This window comes from Streptosporangiales bacterium (assembly GCA_009379955.1).
Taxonomy (GTDB): Bacteria; Actinomycetota; Actinomycetes; order Streptosporangiales; family WHST01; genus WHST01.
On record WHST01000036.1, the window covers coordinates 25,436 to 48,553 of the forward strand.

A 23,118-nucleotide genomic window follows, 5' to 3' on the forward strand; every position below is an offset into this window, starting at 1 on the left:
CTGCGGTCACGGCAACGCGGCAGGAGGGTCCACCGACGGCCATCGGAGCCGTTGTGCCGTTCTGGCGCGCTGTCGTATTCGGGCTGTCGCCAATCGTCAGTTAGGTAGAAGCTGACAGGATGATGCGCAGTCCCGAGAAGGAGAGCTTGTCGATGAAGTACGTCTTGCTGTTCGTCGAGACGGAGCAGTTCGAGAAGGATCTCGAGGCGATGAGCCACGCCGACCGTGACCGGGCCTCCCAGCTGGCCAACAAGTGGATGGCTGACCATGCCGACACGATCCGCGGCGGCAGCAAACTGCAGTCGGCGTCCACCGCGACCACGGTTCGGCTGGACGCCGGCAGCGAGCCGGTCATCACCGACGGCCCGTTCGTCGAGGGCAAAGAGGTCGTGAGCGGCTACACCGAGGTCGAGGTCGACGATCTCGACCAGGTGCTGAACATGGTCCGAACCTGGCCCGGCTGTCCTCTCGTGGAGATACGTCCAATCGTGGAGCTACCTCCCGCGCAGTCATGACCTTCACCATCAAGGGACGGGCCGACGTCGACCGGACCGCTTCAGATCGCGAGCTCGAACAGATCGTCCGAGAGCACGCGGGCCGCCTGGCGACGGCGCTGATGCGGATCACCGGTGACTTCGCCATGGCCGAGGACCTGGTCCAGGACGCGGTACTGGCTGCCCTGCAACGGTGGCCGATGGAAGGCGTTCCTGACCGACCGGACGCATGGCTGTTCACCGTCGCCCGCAACCGTGGCCTCGACGCCCTGCGCCGCCAGAGCAACTACCGCGCCAAACTGGCTCAACTCCGGTGGCCCGTCCAGCCCACCAGCGACGACCGGCTCCGGCTGATCTTCACATGCTGCCACCCGGCGCTCTCCCGGCCGGCCCAGATCGTCTTGACCCTGCGCGTCACCTGCGGGCTGACCACGGCGCAGATCGCCCGCGCCCTTCTCGTGCCCGAGACAACCGTCGCCCAGCGCATCACGCGCGCCAAACGAAAGATCACCGAGGCGGGTATCCCGTATCGCGTCCCCGATCCGAACGAGCTCGGCGCCCGCTTGCGCGAAGTGCTTTCGGTCATCTATCTGCTCCTGAACGAGGGCTATCTCTCGACCGGTGAGCGCGGCCAATCACGAGATCTGGTCGATGACGCCGAATGGCTGGCCGCCCAGCTCTACGACCTGATGCCGACCGAGCCCGAGGTTGCCGGCCTCCTGGCACTGATTCGATTGCACCGAGCGCGCGCCGACGCCAGATTCGACCCCGGCGGAAACCTCGTGCTGCTCGAGCATCAGGATCGCTCGAACTGGGACCACGAGGCCATCGCCGCCGCATCTCGACTGCTCGCGCGAGCAGCGAAGCGCCACCAACCCGGGCCCTACCAGCTCCAGGCGGCGATCGTCGCCTGCCACGCCGAGGCTGCCGACTGGGCCGATACCGACTGGGAACAGATCGGGCTGCTCTACGACATGCTCGTGCACCTTGCGCCCTCGCCCCTCACCCGGCTGCACCGGTCCATCGCACGGCGCTACACCGCCGGGCCGGAAGCCGCCCTTGCCGAGGTCGACGCCCTCGCCACGGCCCTCGACCGCTACCACCTCTACCACGCGATCCGGGCCGACCTGCTCCGGACCTTGGGCCGCGCGGATGAGGCCCGGGCAGCTAACCGACGCGCCCTCGAACTCACGGCCAACCCCGCTGAGCAGGCCCTGCTCCGGCGAAGGATCGATTGGGGCGACGATGCCGGCTGACGACCAGAAGCGTTCTATCCAGGAGCACCTCGTGAACCGCATATTGCACGGATCCGGCCGAGCGCCGGCGGATCAACGCGCCCGAGCCTTCGACAACGCCGAGCTCTCCGAACCGCTCCGCCCGTTGCTCGACAAGGTTGCCACCAAGTCCGCTCAGGTCACCGACGCGGACTTCGCCACGGCGATGGAAGCGGGCTTCACTGATGACCAGCTCTTCGAGCTCGTGATCTGCGCCGCGGTCGGCCAGTCGACTCGGCAGTACGAAGCCGGCCTGGCCGCCTTGGCCGAGGCGATCGCGAACACGGAGACCGGATAGTGCGGCCCCGTGTCCTCGACCACGGCTATGGCGTGGGACAGAAGCTGCTCTTCAGGCTGATTCGATTGATGTCCGGTCACCCGGTCCCGGATGCGGCCAAGATCACTTTCTACCGACCGGACTTCTACGGCACCCACGCGAAGAAGTTCACCCAGGAGGCAATGCGCGGCCGCTCGACATGGTCGGTTGGAGACCGAGAGCTGATGGCGGCCTACGTATCCACAGTGAATGACTGCCCGTTCTGCGTCGGCGCGCACACCGCGACCGCAACACAGGCCTACCAGGATCGGGAAAGGGTGGCCGCCGTACTCGCCGATCTCGACTTCGCCCCCATAGACGAAGGGCTCCGGGCAACGCTAGGGATGCTCGGCAAGCTGACCCGCGAAGGCACGCTGAGTGCCGACGACATCCGAGCCGTGCTCTCCGCCGGAGTCTCGCACCAGCAGATCGAGGACGCGCTCGCCGTCAGCTTCGCCTTCAACACGACCGACCGCCTCGCCAACGCGTTTGCCTTCGACGTGCTCAGTCAGGAAGGCTTCGAGGCGGGCGCGAAATATCTCCTCAAGCGAGGCTACCGATAGGTTCGCGTTCGGCGGCCGCGGCACGCAGTCCCCGTCGCAGCAGCCGCACGTCGCCGAGGCGGGAACGCAGCAGGCGTTCGAGTCCCGCGATCGGGACGAGGTTCTGCGGGGCGCGCGGCTCCCTGAACTCGCGGCTCGCGAACCTCGGTAGCGTCGCGGCCGAGGTGTCGGCGAGCGCGATCGCGTCGGCCGCGGTGAGCTCCGCGGCGCACTCGACCCGCACGATGCCTGCCCACGGTGGGCCGCCGGGTCCCGGCAGGCGCAGGTACCAGGCGTGCCGCTTCCAGCTCGTGCCCATCGTGAACACGGGCGTGCGCTGGGCGGGTTCGAGGTCGGCGACGACGGGATCGAGCTCGACCGGCAGGTAACGGCGCTCCTGGCTCTTCACGTAGCCGAGGGTGCGCGGCAGGTGGGCACGTCCGCGCAGCGGGCCGTCGACGACGAGCACGTCGTCACCGTCGTCCGGCAGCTCCGCCCGCGCGAGCTCGGCGGCGACGAGCTCGGTCGCGCCGAGCTGCGCCTGGACGGCGGCGCGGAGCAGGTCGGGATCGCCCGGCTCGCCCCCGACCCGGCGCGCCGGGTAGGTCACCCCGGCGGTGCCCGGCAGCCGCACGTCGGTCGCGGCCGGGCTCGCCGAGAACAGTCCGCGGCGCACGACCTGCTCGACGACCCGGGCGGTGCCGTCGCAGCGGACCACGCCGGCGGCGTACGACGAGCAGAGTCCCGGGTGCGCGGCATTGTCGTCACCGACGATCCAGACGTTCGCGTCGAGCCGCCGGACGCCGTCGACGAACGACACCGTCGGCGCGGGACGCGTGCCGGCGGGCACCGGCAGCGGCTCCCAGTCGCCGGGTTCGCGCTCGACCGCGAGGTCGAGCTCCAGCCCGGCCTCGGGCTCGTCGGGAGCGTCGAAGCCGGTGCCGTACGCCGGTTCCCAGGCGTCGACGTGCAGGCGCATCCTTCTCCCCTCAGCTCACCCGGTGGACCCGAGCCGTGCGAGCGTCCTTGCTCAGCTCGAACCGCACCGGGACGCGCTCGGCGAGCGCGGGCACGTGCGTGACGACGCCGACGACGCGGTCGCCGCGCGCCGCGAGGTTCTCCAGCGTGGCGGCGACGGTCTCCAGCGTGGTGGCATCGAGGGTGCCGAAGCCCTCGTCGAGCAGGATCGACTCCAGCGCGGCGGTCGTGCTCGACATGCCGGCGAGCTGTTCCGACAGGGCGAGCGCGAGCGCGAGCGAGGCCTGGAACGTCTCGCCGCCCGACAGGGTGCGGACCGGGCGCCGCAGATCGGCGTCGTGGTGGTCGAGGACGTAGAACTCGCCGGACTCGTGTCCCAGCTCGTACTGCCCGCCGCTCAGCTCGGCGAGGTTGCGCGACGCGCCCTCGACGAGGGTGTCGAGCGCCTCCTCCAGCAGCCAGCGCTCGAAGTTGTTGGCGCGCAGGTGGTCGGCGAGCCCCTTGGCCACGCGCGCGGTGGTCGTGTGGCGGTCGCGCTCCTCCCGCTGCTGGCTGACCTGGGCGAGGCGTTCGACGAGGCGCTGGTGCGCACTCTCGGCCTGGGTGGCGGCGACCGCGACGGCGGTGGTGAGGCCGCTCGCGTCGGCGGTGTCCGGTGCCTCGAGGTCGTGCTCGGCGAGCAGATCGCGCAACGCCGTGCGAATGCGGGTGACCTCCGCCTCCGCCCGCTCCACGGCCGCCCGTCGCTCGGGTAGCTCGTCGCGGCGCGCGGACGCGGTGTCGAGCGACCATGCGACGAGCTCCGACCACGCCGTGTCGAGTGCGTCGCGGTCGAGGACTGGTGGACCGTACGCGGCGAGATGGTCACGGGCAGCGGCCAGCCTGGTCCACGACTCGCGCGCGCTCTCGGCCGCGCGCTGCTGGTGCTGCTGCGCGCGCTGGTGCGCCTGCCGCGCGTCGCGCACGGCCACGCCCGTCGCACGCCACCGCTGCCGCAGCTCGTCGGCCCTGGCGAGGAGCCGCTCGACGTCGGCGCGCTCGCCGTGGTCGGCGACGAGCGCACGTGCCTGCGTCAGCGCGGCGTCGTGGTCGTCGAGGCGGGCACGCGCGGTGGCGTGCCGTCGTTCGGCGTCGTGGAGGGTCTTGGCGGCGGACACCTCGGCGGTGCGCGCCGCGGCGAGCGCCTTCTCGGCGGCGCGCAGCGCGGTGGCGTCGACCGGTGGCGGCAGTGCGCCGACGTCCTGCTCGCACACGGGACACGGTTCGCCGGCGACGAGATGCGGCCGCAGCGCGCCGGCGAGCTCACCGCGCTGGGCGTCGGCGTGGGCGAGCTCCGCTTCGGCCAGCCGGTCGCCGGCGGACCCGTGCGCCGTACGCGCCGCGGTCACCTCGCCCGCGACGGTGCCCACCTCGGCGGTGAGCCGCTCGTGGCGGGTGGTCAGCTCGGCGAGCCGGTCGTACGCCTCGAGCACCCGCCGCAGCTCGGCGGGATCAGCGGACTCCTCGGCGGCCACCCGCGCCTCGTCCTCGGCCGCCTCTGCCTCGGCGAGGCCGGTCTCGGTGGCCGCCACGGCCTCGGCGGCGTCGCCGAGATGGGCGGCCGTCGACGCGACGTCGTCGGGTACGCGCGCGGCGCCGAGCACCTCGACGGCCCGCTCGAGCTCGCCGAGGACGTGGCGGGCATCGGCGGTGGTCTCCTGTGCCCCGGCGAGCGCGGGCGCCTCGGCGTCGACGCGCTCGCGCAGCGCGCGGAGGCGTTGCGTCCGCGCGGCGGCCTCGTCGACGGCCGCGGGGTCGACGTCGCCGAGCGAGCCGAGCAGGCCTTGCGCGGCCTCGGCCCGCGCTGCGGAGTCACGGGCGACCTCGCCCGCCCGGGTGGCGATGCGCCGGTAGACGTGCAGGCCGAGCAGGTTGACCAGGATGTCGCCGCGCTCGCTCGGCTTGGCGTGCAGGAACTGCGCGAACTCGCCCTGCGGCAGCACCACGCAGGTGACGAAGTGGTCGTACGGCAGGCCGAGCACCCGGGGGACGGCGGTGTCCATCTCCTTCGGCGTGGCCGCGAGCACCTCGCCGAGCACGGCGTCGGTCGCCTCGGTCTCGTCGCTCACGTCCTTGTCGAGGCTGGCGAGGTCGGCGTCGGCGGCGAGCCGCTGCAGGCCGGCCAGCGAGGTCTTGACCCGTCCCTTGCCGTCGCGGGTCACGACGCGGCTGGCGACGTAGCGCGTGCCGGCCGCCTCGAACACCAGGCGCACCCTGGCCTGCGAGCTCGACGGCGCCAGCGCGCCTGCGACGCTGCGCTGGTCGGCCCATCGCGGCACCGTGCCGTACAGGGCGAAGCAGATCGCGTCGAGGAGCGTCGACTTGCCCGAGCCCGTCGGGCCGACGAGGGCGAAGAAGTCGGCGTCGGTGAAGTCGACGGTGCACGCGTCGCGGAAGACCGTGAAGCCCTCGAGATCGAGTCGCAACGGACGCAACGAACGGCACCTCCACCTGGCAGGCTAATCGACGTGAACGCCTTTCCCATGGAGGACGTGCCGGGCGACCGCGTCGTCCTGCGGCACCCACGGCCGGCCGACGTCGACGATCTCGTCGCGGTCGTGGACGACCCGCTGGTCAGGCGGTTCGTGCCGGCCCTGCCGGTGCCGTACACCCGTGCCGACGCCGAGCGGTGGGTCACCGAGACCGTGCCGGCCGCGTGGGCGGCGGGCGACGCGTGGTTCGCGGTGACCGAGCCGGGCGACGGCCGACTGGTGGGTCAGGTGGGCGTGTTCGGCGCGTCCGCGTACGACGTGGCCTCGACCGGTTACCTGATCGGTGCGGCGTACCGCGGCCGTGGGCTCGCCACCGCCGCGGTCCGGGCGGTCACCGACTGGGCGTTCGGCCATGGTGTGGCCCGGCTGGAGCTCGAGACCGACGTCGACAACGTCGCGAGCCAGCATGTGGCCCACGCCGCGGGCTACCGCCGCGAGTGCGTCCGCAGGGGAGCCGGTGCCCGTCGCGACGGCGGGCGCCGTGACCTCGTGGCCTTTGCCCGGCTGGCGGGCGATCCCGCGGGACCCGTCGCCCGCCTGCTGCCCGACCTGCCGTGCGGCGAGCTGTCCGACGGCGTGGTCACGCTGCGACCGCTCGTTGCCGACGACACCGCCTCGCTGCACCGGCTGTCCGGGCTGCCCGACGTCGTGGCCACCCGGGTGCCGCCGGAGGCGATGTCCGAGGAGGAGGCCCGAGGGCGGTGCACGAGCGCGGTCGCCGACTGGATCGCGGGCGACCTGGCGCAGCTCGCGATCCGCGACGCGTCGTCGGGGGAGTTCCTCGGGGAGATCAGCCTGCACTACCAGGCGCCCCGGCTCGGGCAGGCGATGCTCGGCTACGCAATGCTCCCCGAGCACCGCCGCCGCGGCCACGTCGGCCGGGCGATCGACCTGGTCGCCGGCTGGGCGTTCGACTCGGTGGGGATCGTCCGGGTGACCGCCGGCACGCACGCCGGCAACGCTGCCTCGCAGCGGACGCTCGAACGCGCCGGCTTCTCGCGGGAGGGCGTACAGCGCCACCTGCTCCCGAACGCCGACGGCACCCGCACCGACAACGTCATGTTCGTCCGGCTGCGGACCGACCGGCGTCAGCTGACCTCGTCGTAGAGGCGCTCGAAGAGGTCCTTGACGGCGGTGTCGTCATGTCCGCGCTCCTCGAGGTACGCGGCGAAGAGCTGCCCCGGGGTGCGTCCGGTGCGGACGGCGCGCTGCCGGTCGTCGGAGCCGGCGACGAACTCCGGGTCGACGCGCACCTCGAGCGCGTCGGGCAGCAGCTCCTGGACGGCCTCGCGGAGGCCGGCGCGCGGGCGTTCGCGGAGGAGCACGCGCAGCCACGCGCCCGCGGTGTTGTCGGCCAGTGCGGACACCTCGTCGAGGGTGCCGCGTACGGTGCGCAGCGCCGTGCCCGACGTGATCGGCTCGACGGTGACGCGGGCGGGTGTGGCGGGGGCGACGTCGACGAGCAGCACGCCGGCCTCGTTGGCCTCCTCGCCGAAGTCGACCTGCAGCGGGCTGCCCGAGTAGCGGACGGGACACGGACCGGCAATCTCCTGCTGCCGGTGCAGGTGTCCGAGCGCGACGTAGTGGCACGACGCAGGGAAGACCGAGGCAGGGACGTGGTACGGGAAGATCGTGTGGGCGTCGCGTTCGCCGCCGCCGAGCGCACCACCGGAGACCGTGAGGTGGCCGGTGACGAGGTTGACCGCCTGCTCACCGGACTCGAACGGCTCGGTGAGGCGTTCGACGAGCCGGCGCACCCAGTCGGCGTAGGTCTGCGTCGCCTCGGTGGTGGACAGGTCGAACATCTCCGCCGCGCGCACTGCGTGCCGCTGCGACAGGAACGGCAGGGCCACGAGCCGCCACGGCTCGCCGTCGCGGGTCTCGCCGGTCAGCAGGTGCTGCTCAGGCCGCGCGGCCACCTGGCCGACGAGGCGGACGCCCGCGGCGTCGGCCCACGGGCGCAGCGCGTCGATCTGCGCGCCGTTGTCGTGGTTGCCGGCGACGGCGACGACCTCGGCCCCGGTGCGCCGCAGGGCCGTGAGCGCGCGGGTCACCACCCGGACGGAGTCGGCGGCGGGGGCGGCGGTGTCGTAGAGGTCGCCGGCGACGAGCACCAGGTCGGGGCGCTCGCGCTCCGCGACGTCGATCACCTCGCGCAGCACGCGCGCGTGCTCCTCGGTACGGGCGCGTCCCTTGAGCACCTTGCCGACGTGCCAGTCGGCCGTGTGCAGGATCTTCACGGGCTCCCCTCGCAGGCGGTCAGAACGGGATGTCGTCGTCGGTGGTCCTGTCGGTCACCACCGCGAACGGGTCGACGGCCTGCGTCGCGGAACGCCGCGCCGACGCCGGTGCCGCGCCGGCCTCGGCCGGGCGCGTCGCCCAGGCGGGGAAGGGGAACTCCACGACCAGTGGCACCGGGATCTCCGGCTGGGAGACGAACATCGTGCCGGGCTTGGCGAGGACGGCACGTGCGCGCTGGGCCGGCGGCAGGAACGCGTACTCCGGGCGCGCGGACTCCGCGGCGTCGAGCCGACCGACGACGCGTACCGAGGAGTTGGCGATGATGCGGCGCTCCACCTCGGACGCGGTCTGCTGCGCGCCGATCAGGATCACGCCGAGGCTGCGGCCGCGCTCGGCGATGTCGAGCAGCACCTCCTTGATCGGGCTGCTGCCCTCGCGCGGCGCGTACTTGTTGAGCTCGTCGAGAACGATGAACTGCAGCGCGCGCCCGGTGGAGCCGCTCTCCTTGGCGTCGAAGAGCTGCTGCAGGGTCACGCCCACCACGAACCGCTGCGCGGTGTCGGGCAGGCTGTGCAGGTCGACGACGGTGAGCTGCGCGTCGCTGCCGATGACGCCGTGCGGCCGCTTCGCGGTGATGTCGGCGCGGACCAGCCGGTCGAGCGCCCGGCGGCTGGCGAGCAGCCGGCGCAGGAACGCGTTGACCGTGCCCATCGTCGTCGCGGCGCCCGCCCAGTCGACGCGGGTCGACTCGTCGAGCAGGCGCTCCTGGACGAACGCGACGATGTCGGCGTACGTGCGCAACAGCTCGCCCTCGACGTGGACCGCGCCCTCCTCGGTGGGCTTGGTGTCGCGCTGGAGCCGGGCGGCGACCTGGTGGACGACCATCGTGTACTGCTGGCGCTCGTCGTCGACGTCGGCGAAGGCGTACGGCAGCAGCGCCTGCGCGCAGAACTCCGCCGGCGTCCAGTAGAACGCGTCGACCCCGGTGTCGCGCACCGAGACGTCGGGCTTGCCGGTCGGGTCGCCGCGCAGCGGGGGAGCGAGCACCGCGACCGAGGAGAAGGGTTCCGCCGGCAGCCCGAGCTTGGCGTACTTGGCGCGCTCGGTGTCGTCGATGCGGGTGTTGGCGTGGTCGAGCAGCAGGAGGTCCTCGCCCTTGACCGAGAAGATCAGGGCCCTGGCGTTGTGCGCGTTGCCGAGCGCGCCGCCGCGGAACACCGAGTAGAGGAGCCAGGTGGCGAACGAGGTCTTCGTCGCGACGCCGGAGACCCCGGAGATCGAGACGTGCCCGCCGCGGGTGCCGTCGAGGAAGTCGAGGTCGAGGTAGATCGGCTCGCCGTCGCGACCGGCGCCCAGGGCGACCTTGCGGTCCATCTTGTCGAAGTACAGCGCCCTGGCTCGCTGCTGCTCGACCGCTCGGCGGACGACGGCGCCCGGACGCGGGGGCACGAACACCTCGGGCTCCACCCGGGTCACCGTGATCTCGGCGGCCTCCTGTACCTCCGCGGGCAGCATGCCGTCGGAGACGAGGAACACGTCGGAGTCGAACTGCGCCCCCTCGTGCCTGGCCCGCACGGCGGTGACGACGCCCGCGATCGCGACCGGCTCCCGGCCGGGCAGCTCACGCTCGGTGACCACGATGTCGTCGAGCTGCAGGTAGCTGTCGGGTCGTACCGCGACCCAGAAGTTCAGCGGGGTGGCGTCGGCGTTGCCCAGGACCCGGCCCACGGGCTCGCCGCCGGTGGGTCTGACCGCACCGTTCCGCTCCACGTTCAGCATCCTCCCTGTCGGCGGTGTGCCGTACGGTGCCGACACGCAGGCACTTGCCGATGAGCACAACACAGTAAGGGGATCCGATGACGAGCAGGTCGACGGAGCGGCTGGTGGCGGACGCGCGGGTGCTCAGGTCGCTGCACCGACCGGGGGAGCCGCTGGTGCTGCCCAACGCCTGGGACGCGGGCAGTGCCCGCGCGGTCGAGGCGGCGGGTTTCCCCGTGGTGGCCACCGGGAGTGCCGCCGTCGCCGAGGCGTTGGGACTAGAGGACGGCGAGGCCGCCCCGGCCGGCGAGATGCTGGCGTCGGCGGCCAGGATCGCGGCGGCGGTGTCGGTGCCCGTGACGGTAGACGCCGAGGCCGGGTACGGCCTGCCGCCGGACGAGCTCGTCGAAGCGCTGCTGTCCGCGGGCGCGGTCGGCTGCAACCTCGAGGACACCGTGCACGCTGACGGCTCGCTCCGGGACATGGCGGAGCAGGCGGCGTACCTCGGCTCGGTGCGCGAGGCCGCGTCCAGGGCCGGCGTCGACCTGGTGATCAACGCCCGCGTCGACGTGTTCATCCTCGGCTGGGGCGAGCCCGGACAGCGCGTCGAGGAGGCCGTCCGCCGCGGCCGCGCGTACGCCGAGGCTGGCGCCGACAGCGTCTACCCGATCTTCGCCGCCGACCCCGACGAGATCGCCGCACTCGTCCAGGGCATCGGTGCGCCGGTCAACATCAACGCCGCGCCGCACGCGCAGTCACTCGCCCGCCTGGCGGAGCTCGGCGTGGCGCGGGTGTCGTACGGCCCCGGCCTCTACCGCCTGACCCAGCGGTACCTGGGCGAGATGCTCGGTCGCATCACCGAGGGCGCCTATCCCGCACCGTAGGAACCGGACGTCGGTCGGGACCTCACTGGTCGTAGACGTCGCGGCGATGCCCGAGTCGCACGACCACGATCAGCAGCAGGTCATCGTGCACCGTGTAGATGATGCGGTAGTCGCCCACACGGACGCGCAACGCCGGCCGCCCCTGCAGAGCTCGCGCAGCAGGTGGGCGCGGGTCTTGTGCCAGCAACGCGATGGCGCCTTGAACCCGATGGCGAACGTGTGGATCGAGTTTGCGCAGGACCCTGGCAGCGGCCGGCCGCAGTTCGATGCGGTACTGGCTCACGTCCAGCCGAGGTCGGCCTTGACCTGCTCCCAGGGAATGTTCGGACCTTCCTCGGCCATCGCCGCGTCGAAGGCCGCGACGTCCTCGGCGTCCTCCAGTGCGGTCATGAGCTGCTCGTAGCGCTCCGGGCTGACCAGTACGCCTGCTGGATGCCCGTAGCGCTCCAGGAACACCGCCTCGGTGCGGGCGGTGTCGATCGCCTCGGGCAGGTGCTCACGCGCTGCACTGATGTTCATGGTGGCCATGCAGTCACTGTACAACTCTCCAAGAGTTTAGTACAAGACGCTCCCTCAGGGGCCGGCGCCCAACCGAGACGAGTCCTGCCTGAGGAAGTCCTGCAGGCCGGCGAGGTCGTCGGTGTTGAGGTGGTCGACGCCGGCGTCGCGCAGCTCGGTCCACACCGCCGTGCGAGCAGGGCCTGCCGTGTCGGGCGTCTCCCAGAAACGCAGGCGGTACCCCTTGGCGTGGGCGGTGTCGACGATCGTGCGCAGCTTCTCCCGCTGGTCCGCCGGGATCGGGCCGTCCCCGTTCCAGGCGAAGTGCGTCGTCCAGTTGTCGCTCACCAGCGGCATCAACGACGCGGGCGCGTCGGAGGCGAGGTCGGACAGCCGCCCGTCGTAGCCCGCGTAGCGGACCTTCTGCCGCGCCATCAGGTCGAACGCCCTGTTTCCGCTGACCACGGCCGTCACCGCGCGGGTCTTCTCGCGCCCGTGCCGCCAGTGCGTGACCAGCTTCGGGTACCGCTTCAGCTCCTTGTCGAGCGCGGCGTACGTGACCTCCGCCTCGCTCTTGACGTCGACGAGTAGCTGGAAGGGCCCGCGGTCGCCGGGGTAGACCGAGCCGCCGTTCTTCTTCGCGACCTCGTCGAGCGGGTCGAGGTAGAGGCTGCGCAGGGTGCGGGACGGGTCGACGTCGGCCAGGTCGTGGGCGACGAGCAGCCTGCCGTCGACGAGCCAGATGTCCGCCTCGACGCTGGTGAAGCCGTGGTCGAGCGCGTCGTGCAGCGGTCGGGGGTGCTCGTAGTCGTTGTGCGCGTGTGCCTGGCGCAGCGGCGCGGGGCCGGTGTCCGCGGTCGCCGTGCCGGGGACACCTCCGATCGCGAGCATGACGCCGAGCAGGAGGGACGTGGCGGCGGTGCAGCGGGTGCGGAGCCTCATGGCAACGGACACTAGTCAGCTGTCGGTGCGGTAACCAGCCCGCGGCGGTGAACGTCCGGTGGCCGACGGCGGTACGCCCCGCCCTCCGAACCCCCGCGGCCTGCGACGATGGGGGTGTGCCTGAGGTCGTCCATGTCACCGATCCCGCGGATCCGCGGCTCGCCGACTACGTCGACCTCACCGACGTCGAGCTGCGGCAGCGGCGGGAGCCTGCCGAGGGCCTGTTCATGGCCGAGGGCGACAAGATCGTCAGGCGGGCGCTCGAGGCGGGGTGCGCGGCCAGGTCGGTGTTGCTCGCGCCGCGCTGGCTCGACCGGATGGGTGACGCGCTCGCCGGCGTCGACTCCCCCGTGTACGTCGCGCCCGACGAGGTGCTCGAACGGGTCAGCGGTTACCGGGTGCACCGGGGGCCGCTCGCGGCGATGCGGCGGCCCGCGCCGATCGATCCGGTGCGGCTGGTCACGACCGGCCGGCACGTTCTCGTGCTCGAAGACGTCGTCGACCACGCCAACGTCGGGGCGGTCTTCCGCACCGCCGCCGCGTTCGCGTTCGACGGCGTGCTGCTCAGCCCGCGCTGCGCCGACCCGCTCTACCGGCGGGCGGTCAAGGTGTCGATGGGCGCCGTCCTCAGCGTCCCGTGGGCCCGGCTCACCGACTGGTACGCCGCCCCCGACCTGCTCCGCATCGCGGGACTGCGCAGCCTCGCGCTCACCCCGGCCGCCGACGCGGTCGACCTGCCGGAGCTGGCGCCGGACGATCTGCGGCGCTGCGCGTTGCTGCTCGGCGCCGAGGGCGACGGGCTGAGCGGCCACTGGATGCGCGCCGCCGACCTGCGCGTTCGCGTGCCGATCTCGTCCAAGGTCGACTCCCTCAACGTGGCGGCCGCGGCGGCGGTGGCGTGCTACGCGGTGGCCGTGAGCGCGCGGTAAGCGCGGCGGCTATCGTGCAACCGTGCCCAAGTTCGTCGACCACGAGGCCAGGCGCGAGGAGATCGTCGAGGCCGTCTGGCGGCTGGTCGCCCGCGAGGGCTTCTCGGCAGTCACCATGAGGGATCTGGCGGCGGAACTCGGCTTCTCCAACGGGTCGCTCGCGCGCTACTTCCCGACGAAGGCGGCCATTCTCCGGGCCTCCCTCGAACGCGCCAACGCCGCGACCAACCGACGGGCTGCCGCGGCGATCGGTGACCGGGGAGGACTGGAGGCGTTTCGCCTGCTGTGCATCGAGATCATGCCCCTCGATCGGGAGAAGCTCGACGAGGCTCGCGTGGTGGTCGCTTTCTGGAACTACGCCGTCGGCGACGACGACCTCATCACCGTCTTCGACGCCGCGATGCGCGAGTGGCGTCTTCGCCTCGGCGACTACCTGAGCCAGGCAGCCAGAGATCACGAGATCGAGGTCGGCCATGACCTCGATCTGGTAGTGGACACGGCGATGGCGATGTTGATGGGGCTGCAGATCAATGCGCTCTTCTCCGCTGCCTCGACCACCCCGGAGCGGCAGCTGCGCATGCTCGACGGCTTGATCGCCGAGCTTCGGCGGCCGCTTCGCGCAGCGAGTCCCACATCGCCTTGACGTGGTCCTCGGTCGTCGTGGGCGTGCCGATGGCCACCCGGATCGTGAAGTGACCGTCGACCGAGGTGTGCGTGAGGAACGAGCGCCCGCGGGAGTTGACCGTGTCCATGGCCGCGCGGGTGGTGGCGTCGTCGGGTCGGCCTTCGTCGTCGACGACCTGCAGGCACACCAGCGCCAGTGAGGGCTCGACGGCGAGCGCGAAGCCCGGTTCCGCGCGGACCCGTTCCGCGAGATCCCGGGCCATGGCCACGTGCCCGCGGATCGTGGCACGAAGGCCCTCGAGCCCGGCTCCGTGCACGACGGACCAGATCTTCAGGGCCCGCAGCCGCCGTCCGAGGGGAACCTGCCAGTCGCGGTAGTCGACCACGGCTCCGGAGTCCGTCGCCGAGTTGCGTAGGTACTCCGGGGTGATCGACAGGGCTGCCGGGAGGATGCGTCCGTCCCTGACCCACAGGAAGGTGGCGTCGAAGGCGGTGTAGAGCCACTTGTGCGCGTCGGTGCAGAACGAGTCGACCAGGTCGACGCCGTCTACCACCCACCGGAACTCCGGGCACAGGGCCGCGACGCCGGCCCATGCGGCATCGACGTGCACCCAGGCTCGGTGTTCCGCGGCCACGGCGGCGACTGCCCGGACGGGGTCGATCGCACCCGTACCGGTCGTGCCGACCGTCGCGCACACCATGACCGGCCGGAATCCGGCGGCGCTGTCCTCGGCGAGCAGGTCCGACAGCGCCTCGGGCGACATGGCGAGCGTGCCGGGAGTGACCGGCACGATGCGCAGGGCGTCCGCACCCAGTCCGGCGACACGCACGGCCTTGGCGAGCGAGGAGTGGGTCTCCGCGGTCCCGTAGACCCGCTCCCGTCCGTCGTTACCGGTCTCGTGCCAGCCTGGGTTGCTCCTGTGCAGCGCGGCGACGAGCGCGACGAGTGCCGCAGAGGAGGCGGAATCCTGCAGGACGCCCCCACCGCCGCCGTCGAAGGTGAACCCGTCTCCGAGGCCGAGCGCCGAGGCGAAACCGTCGAGCAGCGCCTGTTCGAGCTCTGTTCCCGCCGGCGAAGTCGACCACAGCATGCCTTGTGCACCCAGACCACCGGATGCGATGTCCCCGAGTAGCGACAGCAGGGAGGCGTTCGCGGGGAAGTAGCCGAAGAAGCTCGGGTGCTGCCAGTGCAGGGTCGCGGGCACGATCACGTCATCGAGCAGGGACAGGAGGTCGTCCTCGAGCGCCTCGGACGGACGCTCGGGCAGCCCTCGCGGCAGGCGGGACAGCACCGCGCCCGGGGTGACCTCGGGACGCACCGGGAGATCGTCGAGACCACCGCGGTAGTCGGCGACCCAGTCGATCAGGCGGTGACCGATCGAGCGGAACTCCTCGGGGTCGAGGTCAGGCACGCTGTACTCCTCGGCGGGCTCGGCGGTGTCCCTCCCAGCCGGCACCTTACATCTACGTCTGTTGACTAACCAACCGGTGTGGCGTCACGCCGTGGTCGAGAAGAGTCCGCGACGTGACTTCCGGGCGCGCGATCGTGGGTACCGTGGTGCCGTGACCAGCGATGCGGCGACGACCCCGCTTCGCCGACTCGGCGCGTACGAGCTGCGCTCGCGGATCGGCGAGGGCGGCATGGGAGTCGTCTACCGCGCGCTCGGGCCGGACGGCCGCCCGGTCGCGGTCAAGGTCCTGCGGCCCCACGTCGCCGGTGACCGGGAGGGGCGCGCCAGGTTCGCCCGCGAGGTCAGGGCGATGCGCCGCGTGCACGGACCCCACGTGGCCGAGGTCCTCGACGCCGACGTCACCGCCGAGACCCCGTACGTCGTCACCCGGTACGTCGACGGGCCGCCGCTCTACCGGGTGGTGGCCGACGACGGTCCGCTGAGCGAGCGGGCCCTGGTGCGGCTCGGCACCGGCCTCGCCGACGCGCTGCAGGCGATCCACCGGGCCGGCGTCGTGCACCGCGACCTCAAGCCGGGCAACGTGCTCATGCTCGGGGGCGAGCCGGTCGTCATCGACTTCGGCATCGCCCAGGTCGCCGACGAGTCGCGGCTGACCTCGACAGGCATGCTCATCGGCACGCCCGGTTACCTCGCCCCCGAGGTCGTCGAGGGCAAGCCGGCGAGCTGGGCGTCCGACGTGCACTCGTGGGCGGCGACCGTCGCGTACGCCGCGACGGGTCGGCCGCCGTTCGGCCGTGGCGCGTTCGAGGCGGTCATCTTCCGGGTCTTCTCGGGCAACGCCGACCTCGACGGTGTGCCGCAACGCCTGCTGCCGGTCCTGCACGCAGCACTCCACCGCGACCCGCAGCGCCGGCCGCGGCCGGACGAGCTGGGCACCCTCGTCGAACGCGCGATGGCCACACGCCCCCGGGCCGCGGCCGCCTTCGTCCCACCTCTGGTGGTGGCTCCGGCGCACCCGCGGCCGACGAGACCGCTCACGGTCGCGCCCGCCGCCGCGCAGGCGCCGCCCGCGGAGTCACGGCCCGTCGAGGTACGTCCCCAGCAGCCGCCGGTGCCCGAGCAGGCGGCCGAGAAGCGTCCCCGCAACCCGTTCCCGCTGCGTCCGCGTCCGCTCTACACCACCCTCCTCGCGGTCGTGGCCGCGCTGGCGGGAGCGGTCGCGCCGTTCGTGGCGCTGCTCCTGCTGAGCATCGCCTTCGCGGTCGCGCGTACGGTCCACAGCCAGGCCCAGTTCGTGACCTTGCGCAGGGAGCGCAAGGGGCGCAGCGCCACCGACGGTCTCGTCGCGGTGACGGCCCTGCCGTGGCACTCGGTGCGGTCCGCGCTGTACACCGTCCTCACGATCCCGATCGCGGCGATCGGCGCGCTGGCTCTCGTGGTGCTGGTCGCGCTGTTCGCCCCCGCCGGGCTGCCCGCGACCAACACCCATGTCCTCGGCGGGCTGCTCGTCGGCACCACCGCCGTGCTCGCGTGGTGGGGTCTCGACGGGGAGGGCGTACGACTGGGTGGCAGGCGCATGCTCGGCTGGGTCGCGCAGCCGCGTCCGGTCGCGATCGTGTCCGGCCTCGTGCTCGGTGCCGTGGCGTTCGGGCTGCTGCTCGAGGCGATGGGCAGTGGCGTGCACTGGTGGCCCCTGCAGGAGGACCCGCGGGCGCTCGCCGGCGCTCCCCGCGCGGTGATCGGCGAGTTCCTCCGCTGGCTCAGCGAGCACCGCTTCTTCTGACTCCGGTGTCAGTCGGTCCAGGGGAGGGCGCGGACGGCGCGGTGCGGGATCGACTCGCGGCCCTCGACGTCGAGCGAGGCGATGACGAGGCCGCCGATGAGCGCGACGTTCTTCAGGAAGTGCATGCGGTGGTTGGCTCGCGTCGCCGGGTCGTCGTGCTCCCACCAGCGGTGGCCGGCGAGCGTGGTCGGGACGAGGCTGGCGGCGAGGCCGAGCGCGGCGACGCGCGGGAAGCGTCCGGTGGCGAGGGCGAGCCCCGCAGCGATCTTGCCCGTGGCGTCGGCGAGGGTGAGGGGCGACACGTACTCCTCGGGCACCCCCAGGGGCACGAGGAGGGCCTTCGCCTTCCGCACCCTCGGCTCCGGGTTCCTCAGCGCTTCGATCCCGCTGGCGACGAAGATCGAGGCGAGTGCCGACCTGGCCATTCTCCGGACGAGCATGCTGTCTCCTTGCGCGTGCGGCGTGCGGCTCCTCCCCGATCCGCGCCACGGCGGCGGAAATACCGGGGATGGCGGTGAGTCTGTCATAACCTGGCGCCAGCCTCTCCTTCCCCAAGATCCTGGAGGCGGTTCAAGTGCGCCGTACGCACGTGCGGCGGCACCTGGTTGTGCTGGCATCACTGCTGGCACTGCAGGCGTCGCTCGTCGTCGTCCCCGCGTCGACCTCAAGTCCGTTCTCGCCCACCGCACACGCGGAAACGCCTGGTGAGAAGGCCAAGAAGCTCAAGGACGACCTGCGCCGGCTGGCCGGCGCCGAGTCGAGCCTGCGCACACAGGCCGACGCCGCCCGTGCCGCGCTCGTCGTCGGCACGGCGAAATGGGAGTCCGCCAAGAAGAAGCTCGCCGCCGCCCGCAAGGACGCCGCAGCCAAGTCCGCGCTCGCCGCCGAGGCACAGGCCCAGACCGAGACCAAGCGGCGCGAGGTCGCCCAGTTCGCGGCGGCCGTCTACCAGAATCCCGTCGACTCGTCGTTCGCCTTCGCCACGGACGTCGGTACCGGCGACCCGCTCGGCCAGGCACGCGGCATGGCCGACCTCGACCAGGCGGGCGCGCAGCAGGTGTCGACGCTCGACGGCTTCGAGGCGTCGAAGATCGCGGCGAACATCTTCGAGCGGCAGGCGAAGGCCGCCGCACGCAAGGCCACCGGGCTCGAGGCCTCTCTCGCCGAACAGGCCGTGGCGCTGCGCGCCCAGGCGAAGAAGACCACGACACTCCTGTCGAAGGCCGTCGAGAAGGTCGACGACCTGCAGAGCACCATCGACGGGCTGGAGGCCAAGGAGCGCAAGCGCGTCGCGAAGATACGAGCCAAGCAGGCCAGGGAACACGGCTACACCGGGGGCGGCGGCTCGTCCGGCGGCTCGTCGCATTGCCGCAAGTCGTCGCGGCTGAACTATCCGAACGGCCTGATCCCGCAGTCGGCGCTGTGCGCGCTGCCGCAGTCGGGCTGGTACCTGCGAGCCGACGCGGCGCGCAAGTTCTGGAAGCTCAACGCGGCGTACCGCGCACACTTCGGCGCGAACATCTGCGTGAACAGCGCGTACCGGCCGCTCCAGCGGCAGTACGAGCTCTACGCGAGCATGCCCGCCGGTTACGCCGCCGTGCCCGGCACGTCCAACCACGGCAGGGGCATGGCGGTCGACCTCGGCTGCGGGATCAGCCAGTTCGGCACCGCCCAGCACAACTGGATGCGCAACCACGCCGGTCAATGGGGCTTCTTCCACCCGGCCTGGGCGCGCAGCGGGCCCATCGAGCCGTGGCACTGGGAGTTCGGCGGGTAGTAGCCTCCGCCAGGATGAGCACCGCTACCCTGCCGGAGCGCGCCGACGTCGTCGTCGTGGGCGGCGGCGTGATGGGCACGAGCACGGCGTTCCACCTCGCCGAGGCCGGCGTCGACGTCGTGCTGGTCGAGCGTGACGAGCTCGCGTCCGGGAGCACGTCGCGCGCGGCGGGCGGCGTCCGGGCCCAGTTCTCCGACCCGGTCAACATCGGCCTCGGCCTGCGCAGCCTGGAGGCGTTCGAACGGTTCGCGGATCGACCGGGCGGGGAGATCGACTTCGCGCAGCACGGATACCTGTTCCTGCTCGCCGACCAGGCCGCGGTCGCGGCGCACGAGCAGAACGTCAGGGTGCAGAACGCCCTCGGCGTCCCGAGCAGGATCGTCGACGTCCGCGAGGCGTGCGAGCTGTCGCCGCTCGTCAGTCCCGACGGCCTCGTCGCGGCTGCGTACTCTCCCCGCGACGGTCACTGCACGCCCGAGGCGGTGGTGCAGGGGTATGCCCGGGCCGCCCGCGCCCATGGCGCCGTCATCAGGCGGCACTGCGAGGTGCTCGGCATCGACGTCGACGGCGGACGCATCACCGGCGTGCGCACGTCGGGCGGGCACGTCGCGACCGGAGCGGTCGTGTGCGCCGCGGGCGCGTGGTCGGGGCAGCTCGGCGACATGGTCGGCCTCGATCTGCCGGTGCGGCCACTGCGCCGGCAGATCGTCGTGACCGAGGCCGTCCCCGACCTACCGCCGCGGATGCCGATGACGATCGACGCCGCCACGAACTTCTACTTCCACGACGAGGGCCCGGGCGTCCTGATGGGCATGCCCGACCCGCGCGACGCGTACGGCTTCGACACCAGCCTCGACGACGTGTGGCTGGCGGACCTCGCCGAGGCCGTCGCGTTCCGTGCGCCGCGGCTCGCGGAGGTCGGCGTCGCGCACCGGTGGGCGGGCCTGTACGAGGTGACCCCCGACCACAACGCCGTCATCGGCGAGGCGCGGACGGTCGGCAGGTTCCTCTACGCGACGGGCTTCTCCGGGCACGGTTTCCTGCAGGGCCCCGCGGTCGGCGAGGTGATGCGCGACCTCGTCCTCGGCCACACGCCCGTGGTCGACGTGAGCGCACTCGACGCCGCACGCTTCGCCGGCGGCGAGGCCCGCCCGGAACACAACGTCGTCTGAGGACTGTCTCCTCTATGCGTCTCCAGTGTGGCGGCGGACGATCTCGTTGATCCAGATCGGCGCGTAGGGGGACGTGCAATTGGGCGGGGTGGGGTAGTCCTTGAGGACTTCGAGACTTTCGCCGATGCCGATCGCGCGGGCACGATGCTCGGGGTGATGGATGCCGATGGTGGCGAGGCATTCGTTCATGGCCCACTGCAGCCGGTACGGCGCGTCCTTCATGTGTGTCTCGATGAGGTCGAGGAGTGCGGGCAGGTCGAGTTCGTCGGGGGCTTTCGCCACGCGGTCGCTGGTCAGCGCCCACCCGGCGCTGGCGACGACCGGGTCGGAGTCAGCGAACCAAGCGGTGCGAAGTTCTTCGACATGCGCGCTCTTCTTGACGACGTAGTTGGTGAGCCAATCGTGCACCTTGGGGACGTGTGCGTCGCGGAGCATGGCGTCCAACTCGGACGCGGTGTACGCCTTGGGGCGGCTGATCAGGATCGCGACGAGACGGGCCGCGGTGTCGCCAGTCCCCCAGAGCTGACCGGCGAGGTCGTGCTGGGTCTTGAGGCGTTTGGCCACCGCGCGCAGCTTGGTGAGGTTGACACCGTGGTCGTCCCCGTGGCGTTCATTCACCGCACGGATCTTCGGTTCTTCCAAGGCCGCCAGTTCTGCCCTCACGTCGCTGACAGTGGCCTGGGGTACCGAACCAGTCGCCACAACGATCTCCTCTCAGCCGACGTCGAGGACGCAGCGGAAGCCCTGGTTGCCCGACGACGAGTCCGGCGTGTTCTTCGTCCGCGCCGCGAGCCGGTAGCGGTTGCAGTAGGAGTCGTGGCAGAGGTAGGAGCCGCCGCGCATCACGCGCTCCTCGCCGGTGTCGGGTCCCCGCGGGTCGGGGATGGGGCTGTCGGCGTCGGAGGGGTGGTCGGTGCCGAAGCGGTCGGAACACCATTCCCAGACGTTGCCGCAGACGTTGGAGAGGCCGAAGTCGTTGGGGTGGAAGGCCGTGACCGGCGCCGTGCCGCGAAAGCCGTCCTCGACGGTGTTGGTGACGGGGAAGGTGCCCTGGAAGATGTTGCACAGCCACCGGTTCGTCGGTCGCAGCTCGTCGCCCCACGGGTAGCGGGTGCGCTCGCGGCCGCCGCGGGCGGCGTACTCCCACTCGGCCTCGGTGGGCAGTCGCTTGCCCGCCCACTCGGCGTACGCGGTGGCGTCGTGCCACGAGACGTGGACGACGGGGTGCTGGTCGCGACCGTCGAGCGTGCTGTGCGGGCCCTCGGGCGTGCGCCAGGTGGCGCCGTCGGCGGCGCGCCACCAGGGCGCCTCGGCCGGGTAGCGGAGGTCCGCGGCCTGTAGCTCGCGGGGCAGCAGTCCGCCGAACACGAACGACCAGCCGAACCGCTCGGCCTCGGTCACGTATCCGGTGGCGCGGACGAACGCCGCGAACTGCCGCGTCGTCACCGCGCAGGTGTCGATCCGGAACGGGCGCAGCGTGACCTGGCGCACCGGGCCCTCACCGTCGTGCGGGTTCGCGTCGGGATCGTCGCCACCCATCGCGAAGGTGCCTCCGGGCAGCAGCACCGTGCCCGCCTCAGGACGCGGCCTGCGCCCCTTGACGGACCGCGTCGCAGAAGCGGTCGAGGCAGGCGGTGACGACGTTGCGGTCGTGGACCGACTGGGTGCGCAGCAGCCTTCGCTCACGTGCTCCACCCTCTCAGACCGGGACCGTCGTCGTGCGGATGACCTGAGGGCCGTGCCGGGCCCGTCGATACGCTTGCGGCACTGCCGTCGCCTGTGGAGGTCGTCCGTGTCCGAGCCCCGCCCGTTCCGTTCGCGCAGGACCTGCCTCGCCGTCCCGGGGAGCAGTCCGCGGATGATCGAGAAGTCCCGGTCGCTGCCCGTCGACGAGGTGTTCCTCGACCTGGAGGACGCTGTCGCGCCCGGCGCCAAGGCAGAGGCGCGCGCGACCGTCGTCGCGGCCCTGCGCGAGGGCGGCTGGTCGGGCACGCGGGTCGTCCGGGTCAACGACTGGACGACGCAGTGGACGTACCAGGACGTCGTCGAGGTCGTGGGACAGGCAGGCGCGCACCTCGACGCACTGCTGCTGCCCAAGACCGCGTCGGCCGCGCACGTCACCGCGCTCGACCTGCTGCTCGCCCAGGTGGAGACGCAGGCCGGGCTCGAGGTCGGTCGCATCGGCATCGAGCCGCAGATCGAGAACGCCGCGGGACTCGCCGATGTCGACGCGATCGCCGCGGCGTCACCGCGGGTGGAGGCGATCGTCTTCGGGCCCGCGGACTTCATGGCGAGTATCAACATGCGGTCGCTCGTGGTGGGGGAGCAGCCACCCGGGTACGATGTCGGCGACGCGTACCACTATCCGCTGATGCGCATCCTGACCGCGGCGCGCGCGAACGGGCTGCAGGCGATCGACGGGCCGTACCTGCAGATCCGCGACGTCGACGGACTGCGCCGGGTCGCCGGCCGGTCCGCGGCGCTCGGCTTCGACGGCAAGTGGGTGCTGCACCCCGGCCAGGTCGACGTCATCAACGAGCTGTTCTCGCCGACCCAGAAGGACTACGACCACGCCGAGCTGATCCTGGAGGCGTACGAGTGGCACACCTCCGACGCCGGCGGGCGGCGGGGAGCGGTCATGCTCGGCGACGAGATGATCGACGAGGCCTCGCGCAAGATGGCGCGCGTCGTCGCGGCGAAGGGCAGGGCGGCGGGACTGACGCGCACGCAGTCGTTCGTTCCGCCGAGCTGACCGCTGCTTCACCTCACGAACGTGGACTTCACCTCGCCCCTGCACGAGGTGAAGTCCCTGTTGATCACGTTAACCACTGGGGGACCCTGGCGGGCCATCCCCTACGGGTGAAAAGTAGGGGGTGGCCCGCGGTGTCCCTGGCGACGGCGTGATCACAACGGTGCGGTAGAGCCCGCACGTCAACCTGCCGCTGGGGTCACCACCCAGGTAT

The 23,118-nt window shown here is 72.0% G+C and carries 23 protein-coding genes; 12 read left to right on the plus strand and 11 right to left on the minus strand.

What is annotated here, in order from left to right:
- Positions 1 to 152 precede the first annotated feature (152 nt).
- Genes GEV10_13095 through GEV10_13110 form a run of 4 tightly spaced genes read left to right on the plus strand, consistent with a single transcriptional unit; the run spans position 153 to position 2,647 of the window.
- Entirely contained in the window at positions 153 to 515 is a 363-nt protein-coding gene (locus GEV10_13095) for a hypothetical protein (protein ID MQA79392.1), read from the plus strand.
- Positions 512 to 1,750 carry a sigma-70 family RNA polymerase sigma factor gene (locus GEV10_13100; protein ID MQA79393.1) on the plus strand — a complete coding sequence of 413 codons (1,239 nt, stop codon included), beginning with the start codon at positions 512 to 514 and terminating at the stop codon, positions 1,748 to 1,750. The genes GEV10_13095 and GEV10_13100 overlap by 4 nt, the downstream gene beginning before the upstream one ends.
- A complete protein-coding gene (locus GEV10_13105; protein ID MQA79394.1) occupies positions 1,740 to 2,066 on the plus strand; it encodes a hypothetical protein in 327 nt (108 codons plus the stop codon). The genes GEV10_13100 and GEV10_13105 overlap by 11 nt, the downstream gene beginning before the upstream one ends.
- Positions 2,066 to 2,647: an alkylhydroperoxidase AhpD family core domain-containing protein gene (locus GEV10_13110; protein ID MQA79395.1), complete on the plus strand. Its 582-nt coding sequence runs from the start codon at positions 2,066 to 2,068 to the stop codon at positions 2,645 to 2,647. Before GEV10_13105 ends, GEV10_13110 begins: the two co-directional genes overlap by 1 nt.
- Here GEV10_13110 and GEV10_13115 read toward each other — a convergent pair.
- Complete coding sequence (locus tag GEV10_13115; GenBank protein ID MQA79396.1) at positions 2,628 to 3,605, minus strand: hypothetical protein; 978 nt, start codon at positions 3,603 to 3,605, stop codon at positions 2,628 to 2,630. The genes GEV10_13110 and GEV10_13115 overlap by 20 nt on opposite strands.
- A gap of 10 nt (positions 3,606 to 3,615) precedes the next feature.
- Positions 3,616 to 6,078 (minus strand): AAA family ATPase, encoded by a 2,463-nt coding sequence (locus GEV10_13120; GenBank protein MQA79397.1) that lies wholly within the window; start codon positions 6,076 to 6,078, stop codon positions 3,616 to 3,618.
- 48 nt (positions 6,079 to 6,126) lie between these two features.
- Here GEV10_13120 and GEV10_13125 point away from each other — a divergent pair, with 48 nt between their 5' ends.
- Positions 6,127 to 7,242 carry a GNAT family N-acetyltransferase gene (locus GEV10_13125; protein MQA79398.1) on the plus strand — a complete coding sequence of 372 codons (1,116 nt, stop codon included), beginning with the start codon at positions 6,127 to 6,129 and terminating at the stop codon, positions 7,240 to 7,242.
- Here GEV10_13125 and sbcD read toward each other — a convergent pair.
- Complete coding sequence (gene sbcD, locus GEV10_13130) at positions 7,224 to 8,375, minus strand: exonuclease subunit SbcD (protein ID MQA79399.1); 1,152 nt, start codon at positions 8,373 to 8,375, stop codon at positions 7,224 to 7,226. The two genes, GEV10_13125 and sbcD, sit on opposite strands and share 19 nt — an antisense overlap.
- A 19-nt stretch (positions 8,376 to 8,394) precedes the next feature.
- On the minus strand, positions 8,395 to 10,155 hold the full coding sequence (locus GEV10_13135) for an ATP-binding protein (protein ID MQA79400.1): 1,761 nt from the start codon (positions 10,153 to 10,155) through the stop codon (positions 8,395 to 8,397).
- A gap of 77 nt (positions 10,156 to 10,232) precedes the next feature.
- Here GEV10_13135 and GEV10_13140 point away from each other — a divergent pair, with 77 nt between their 5' ends.
- Positions 10,233 to 11,018, plus strand: a complete 786-nt coding sequence (locus GEV10_13140; GenBank protein ID MQA79401.1) for an isocitrate lyase/phosphoenolpyruvate mutase family protein — start codon at positions 10,233 to 10,235, stop codon at positions 11,016 to 11,018.
- 22 nt (positions 11,019 to 11,040) lie between these two features.
- Here the strand turns inward: GEV10_13140 and GEV10_13145 are convergent, their stop codons facing one another.
- The 3 genes from GEV10_13145 to GEV10_13155 are packed head-to-tail and all read right to left on the minus strand — an operon-like array spanning position 11,041 to position 12,458.
- Entirely contained in the window at positions 11,041 to 11,301 is a 261-nt protein-coding gene (locus GEV10_13145; protein ID MQA79402.1) for a plasmid stabilization protein, read from the minus strand.
- Positions 11,298 to 11,546, minus strand: a complete 249-nt coding sequence (locus GEV10_13150) for a prevent-host-death family protein (GenBank protein MQA79403.1) — start codon at positions 11,544 to 11,546, stop codon at positions 11,298 to 11,300. The genes GEV10_13145 and GEV10_13150 overlap by 4 nt, the downstream gene beginning before the upstream one ends.
- A 45-nt stretch (positions 11,547 to 11,591) precedes the next feature.
- A complete protein-coding gene (locus GEV10_13155; protein ID MQA79404.1) occupies positions 11,592 to 12,458 on the minus strand; it encodes a hypothetical protein in 867 nt (288 codons plus the stop codon).
- 116 nt (positions 12,459 to 12,574) lie between these two features.
- Between GEV10_13155 and GEV10_13160 the strand changes: the two genes are divergently transcribed.
- Positions 12,575 to 13,387 carry an rRNA methyltransferase gene (locus GEV10_13160; protein MQA79405.1) on the plus strand — a complete coding sequence of 271 codons (813 nt, stop codon included), beginning with the start codon at positions 12,575 to 12,577 and terminating at the stop codon, positions 13,385 to 13,387.
- 22 nt (positions 13,388 to 13,409) lie between these two features.
- Positions 13,410 to 14,030, plus strand: a complete 621-nt coding sequence (locus GEV10_13165; GenBank protein ID MQA79406.1) for a TetR family transcriptional regulator — start codon at positions 13,410 to 13,412, stop codon at positions 14,028 to 14,030.
- Here GEV10_13165 and GEV10_13170 read toward each other — a convergent pair.
- Positions 13,915 to 15,423, minus strand: a complete 1,509-nt coding sequence (locus tag GEV10_13170; protein ID MQA79407.1) for an aminotransferase class V-fold PLP-dependent enzyme — start codon at positions 15,421 to 15,423, stop codon at positions 13,915 to 13,917. The two genes, GEV10_13165 and GEV10_13170, sit on opposite strands and share 116 nt — an antisense overlap.
- Before the next feature lie 151 nt (positions 15,424 to 15,574).
- Here GEV10_13170 and GEV10_13175 point away from each other — a divergent pair, with 151 nt between their 5' ends.
- Positions 15,575 to 17,206, plus strand: a complete 1,632-nt coding sequence (locus GEV10_13175; GenBank protein MQA79408.1) for a protein kinase — start codon at positions 15,575 to 15,577, stop codon at positions 17,204 to 17,206.
- Between the two features lie 8 nt (positions 17,207 to 17,214).
- Here the strand turns inward: GEV10_13175 and GEV10_13180 are convergent, their stop codons facing one another.
- On the minus strand, positions 17,215 to 17,823 hold the full coding sequence (locus GEV10_13180) for a DoxX family membrane protein (protein ID MQA79409.1): 609 nt from the start codon (positions 17,821 to 17,823) through the stop codon (positions 17,215 to 17,217).
- On the opposite strand from GEV10_13180, the gene GEV10_13185 reads away from it, so the two are divergent.
- Complete coding sequence (locus GEV10_13185; GenBank protein ID MQA79410.1) at positions 17,814 to 18,983, plus strand: hypothetical protein; 1,170 nt, start codon at positions 17,814 to 17,816, stop codon at positions 18,981 to 18,983. The genes GEV10_13180 and GEV10_13185 overlap by 10 nt on opposite strands.
- Before the next feature lie 14 nt (positions 18,984 to 18,997).
- Positions 18,998 to 20,155: an FAD-dependent oxidoreductase gene (locus tag GEV10_13190; protein ID MQA79411.1), complete on the plus strand. Its 1,158-nt coding sequence runs from the start codon at positions 18,998 to 19,000 to the stop codon at positions 20,153 to 20,155.
- A 12-nt stretch (positions 20,156 to 20,167) separates the two neighbouring features.
- On the opposite strand, the gene GEV10_13195 is transcribed toward GEV10_13190, so the two are convergent.
- Both GEV10_13195 and GEV10_13200 read right to left on the minus strand, forming a co-directional pair.
- On the minus strand, positions 20,168 to 20,857 hold the full coding sequence (locus GEV10_13195; GenBank protein ID MQA79412.1) for a DNA alkylation repair protein: 690 nt from the start codon (positions 20,855 to 20,857) through the stop codon (positions 20,168 to 20,170).
- 12 nt (positions 20,858 to 20,869) lie between these two features.
- Positions 20,870 to 21,841, minus strand: coding sequence for an SUMF1/EgtB/PvdO family nonheme iron enzyme (locus tag GEV10_13200; protein ID MQA79413.1), 972 nt, complete (start codon positions 21,839 to 21,841; stop codon positions 20,870 to 20,872).
- Positions 21,842 to 22,013: 172 nt separating this feature from the next.
- On the opposite strand from GEV10_13200, the gene GEV10_13205 reads away from it, so the two are divergent.
- Positions 22,014 to 22,907, plus strand: a complete 894-nt coding sequence (locus GEV10_13205; GenBank protein MQA79414.1) for a CoA ester lyase — start codon at positions 22,014 to 22,016, stop codon at positions 22,905 to 22,907.
- The last annotated feature ends 211 nt before the right edge of the window (positions 22,908 to 23,118 follow it).

Bases quoted from the DNA above. Each gene is read 5' to 3' on its own strand.
- GEV10_13155 (MQA79404.1), bottom strand. From the start codon at position 12,458: ATGAGGCTCCGCACCCGCTGCACCGCCGCCACGTCCCTCCTGCTCGGC.
- GEV10_13105 (MQA79394.1), top strand. From the start codon at position 1,740: ATGCCGGCTGACGACCAGAAGCGTTCTATCCAGGAGCACCTCGTGAAC.
- GEV10_13180 (MQA79409.1), bottom strand. From the start codon at position 17,823: ATGCCAGCACAACCAGGTGCCGCCGCACGTGCGTACGGCGCACTTGAA.
- GEV10_13150 (MQA79403.1), bottom strand. From the start codon at position 11,546: ATGGCCACCATGAACATCAGTGCAGCGCGTGAGCACCTGCCCGAGGCG.
- GEV10_13135 (MQA79400.1), bottom strand. From the start codon at position 10,155: ATGCTGAACGTGGAGCGGAACGGTGCGGTCAGACCCACCGGCGGCGAG.
- GEV10_13205 (MQA79414.1), top strand. From the start codon at position 22,014: ATGATCGAGAAGTCCCGGTCGCTGCCCGTCGACGAGGTGTTCCTCGAC.
- GEV10_13190 (MQA79411.1), top strand. From the start codon at position 18,998: ATGAGCACCGCTACCCTGCCGGAGCGCGCCGACGTCGTCGTCGTGGGC.
- GEV10_13100 (MQA79393.1), top strand. From the start codon at position 512: ATGACCTTCACCATCAAGGGACGGGCCGACGTCGACCGGACCGCTTCA.
- GEV10_13140 (MQA79401.1), top strand. From the start codon at position 10,233: ATGACGAGCAGGTCGACGGAGCGGCTGGTGGCGGACGCGCGGGTGCTC.
- GEV10_13125 (MQA79398.1), top strand. From the start codon at position 6,127: ATGGAGGACGTGCCGGGCGACCGCGTCGTCCTGCGGCACCCACGGCCG.
- GEV10_13115 (MQA79396.1), bottom strand. From the start codon at position 3,605: ATGCGCCTGCACGTCGACGCCTGGGAACCGGCGTACGGCACCGGCTTC.
- GEV10_13095 (MQA79392.1), top strand. From the start codon at position 153: ATGAAGTACGTCTTGCTGTTCGTCGAGACGGAGCAGTTCGAGAAGGAT.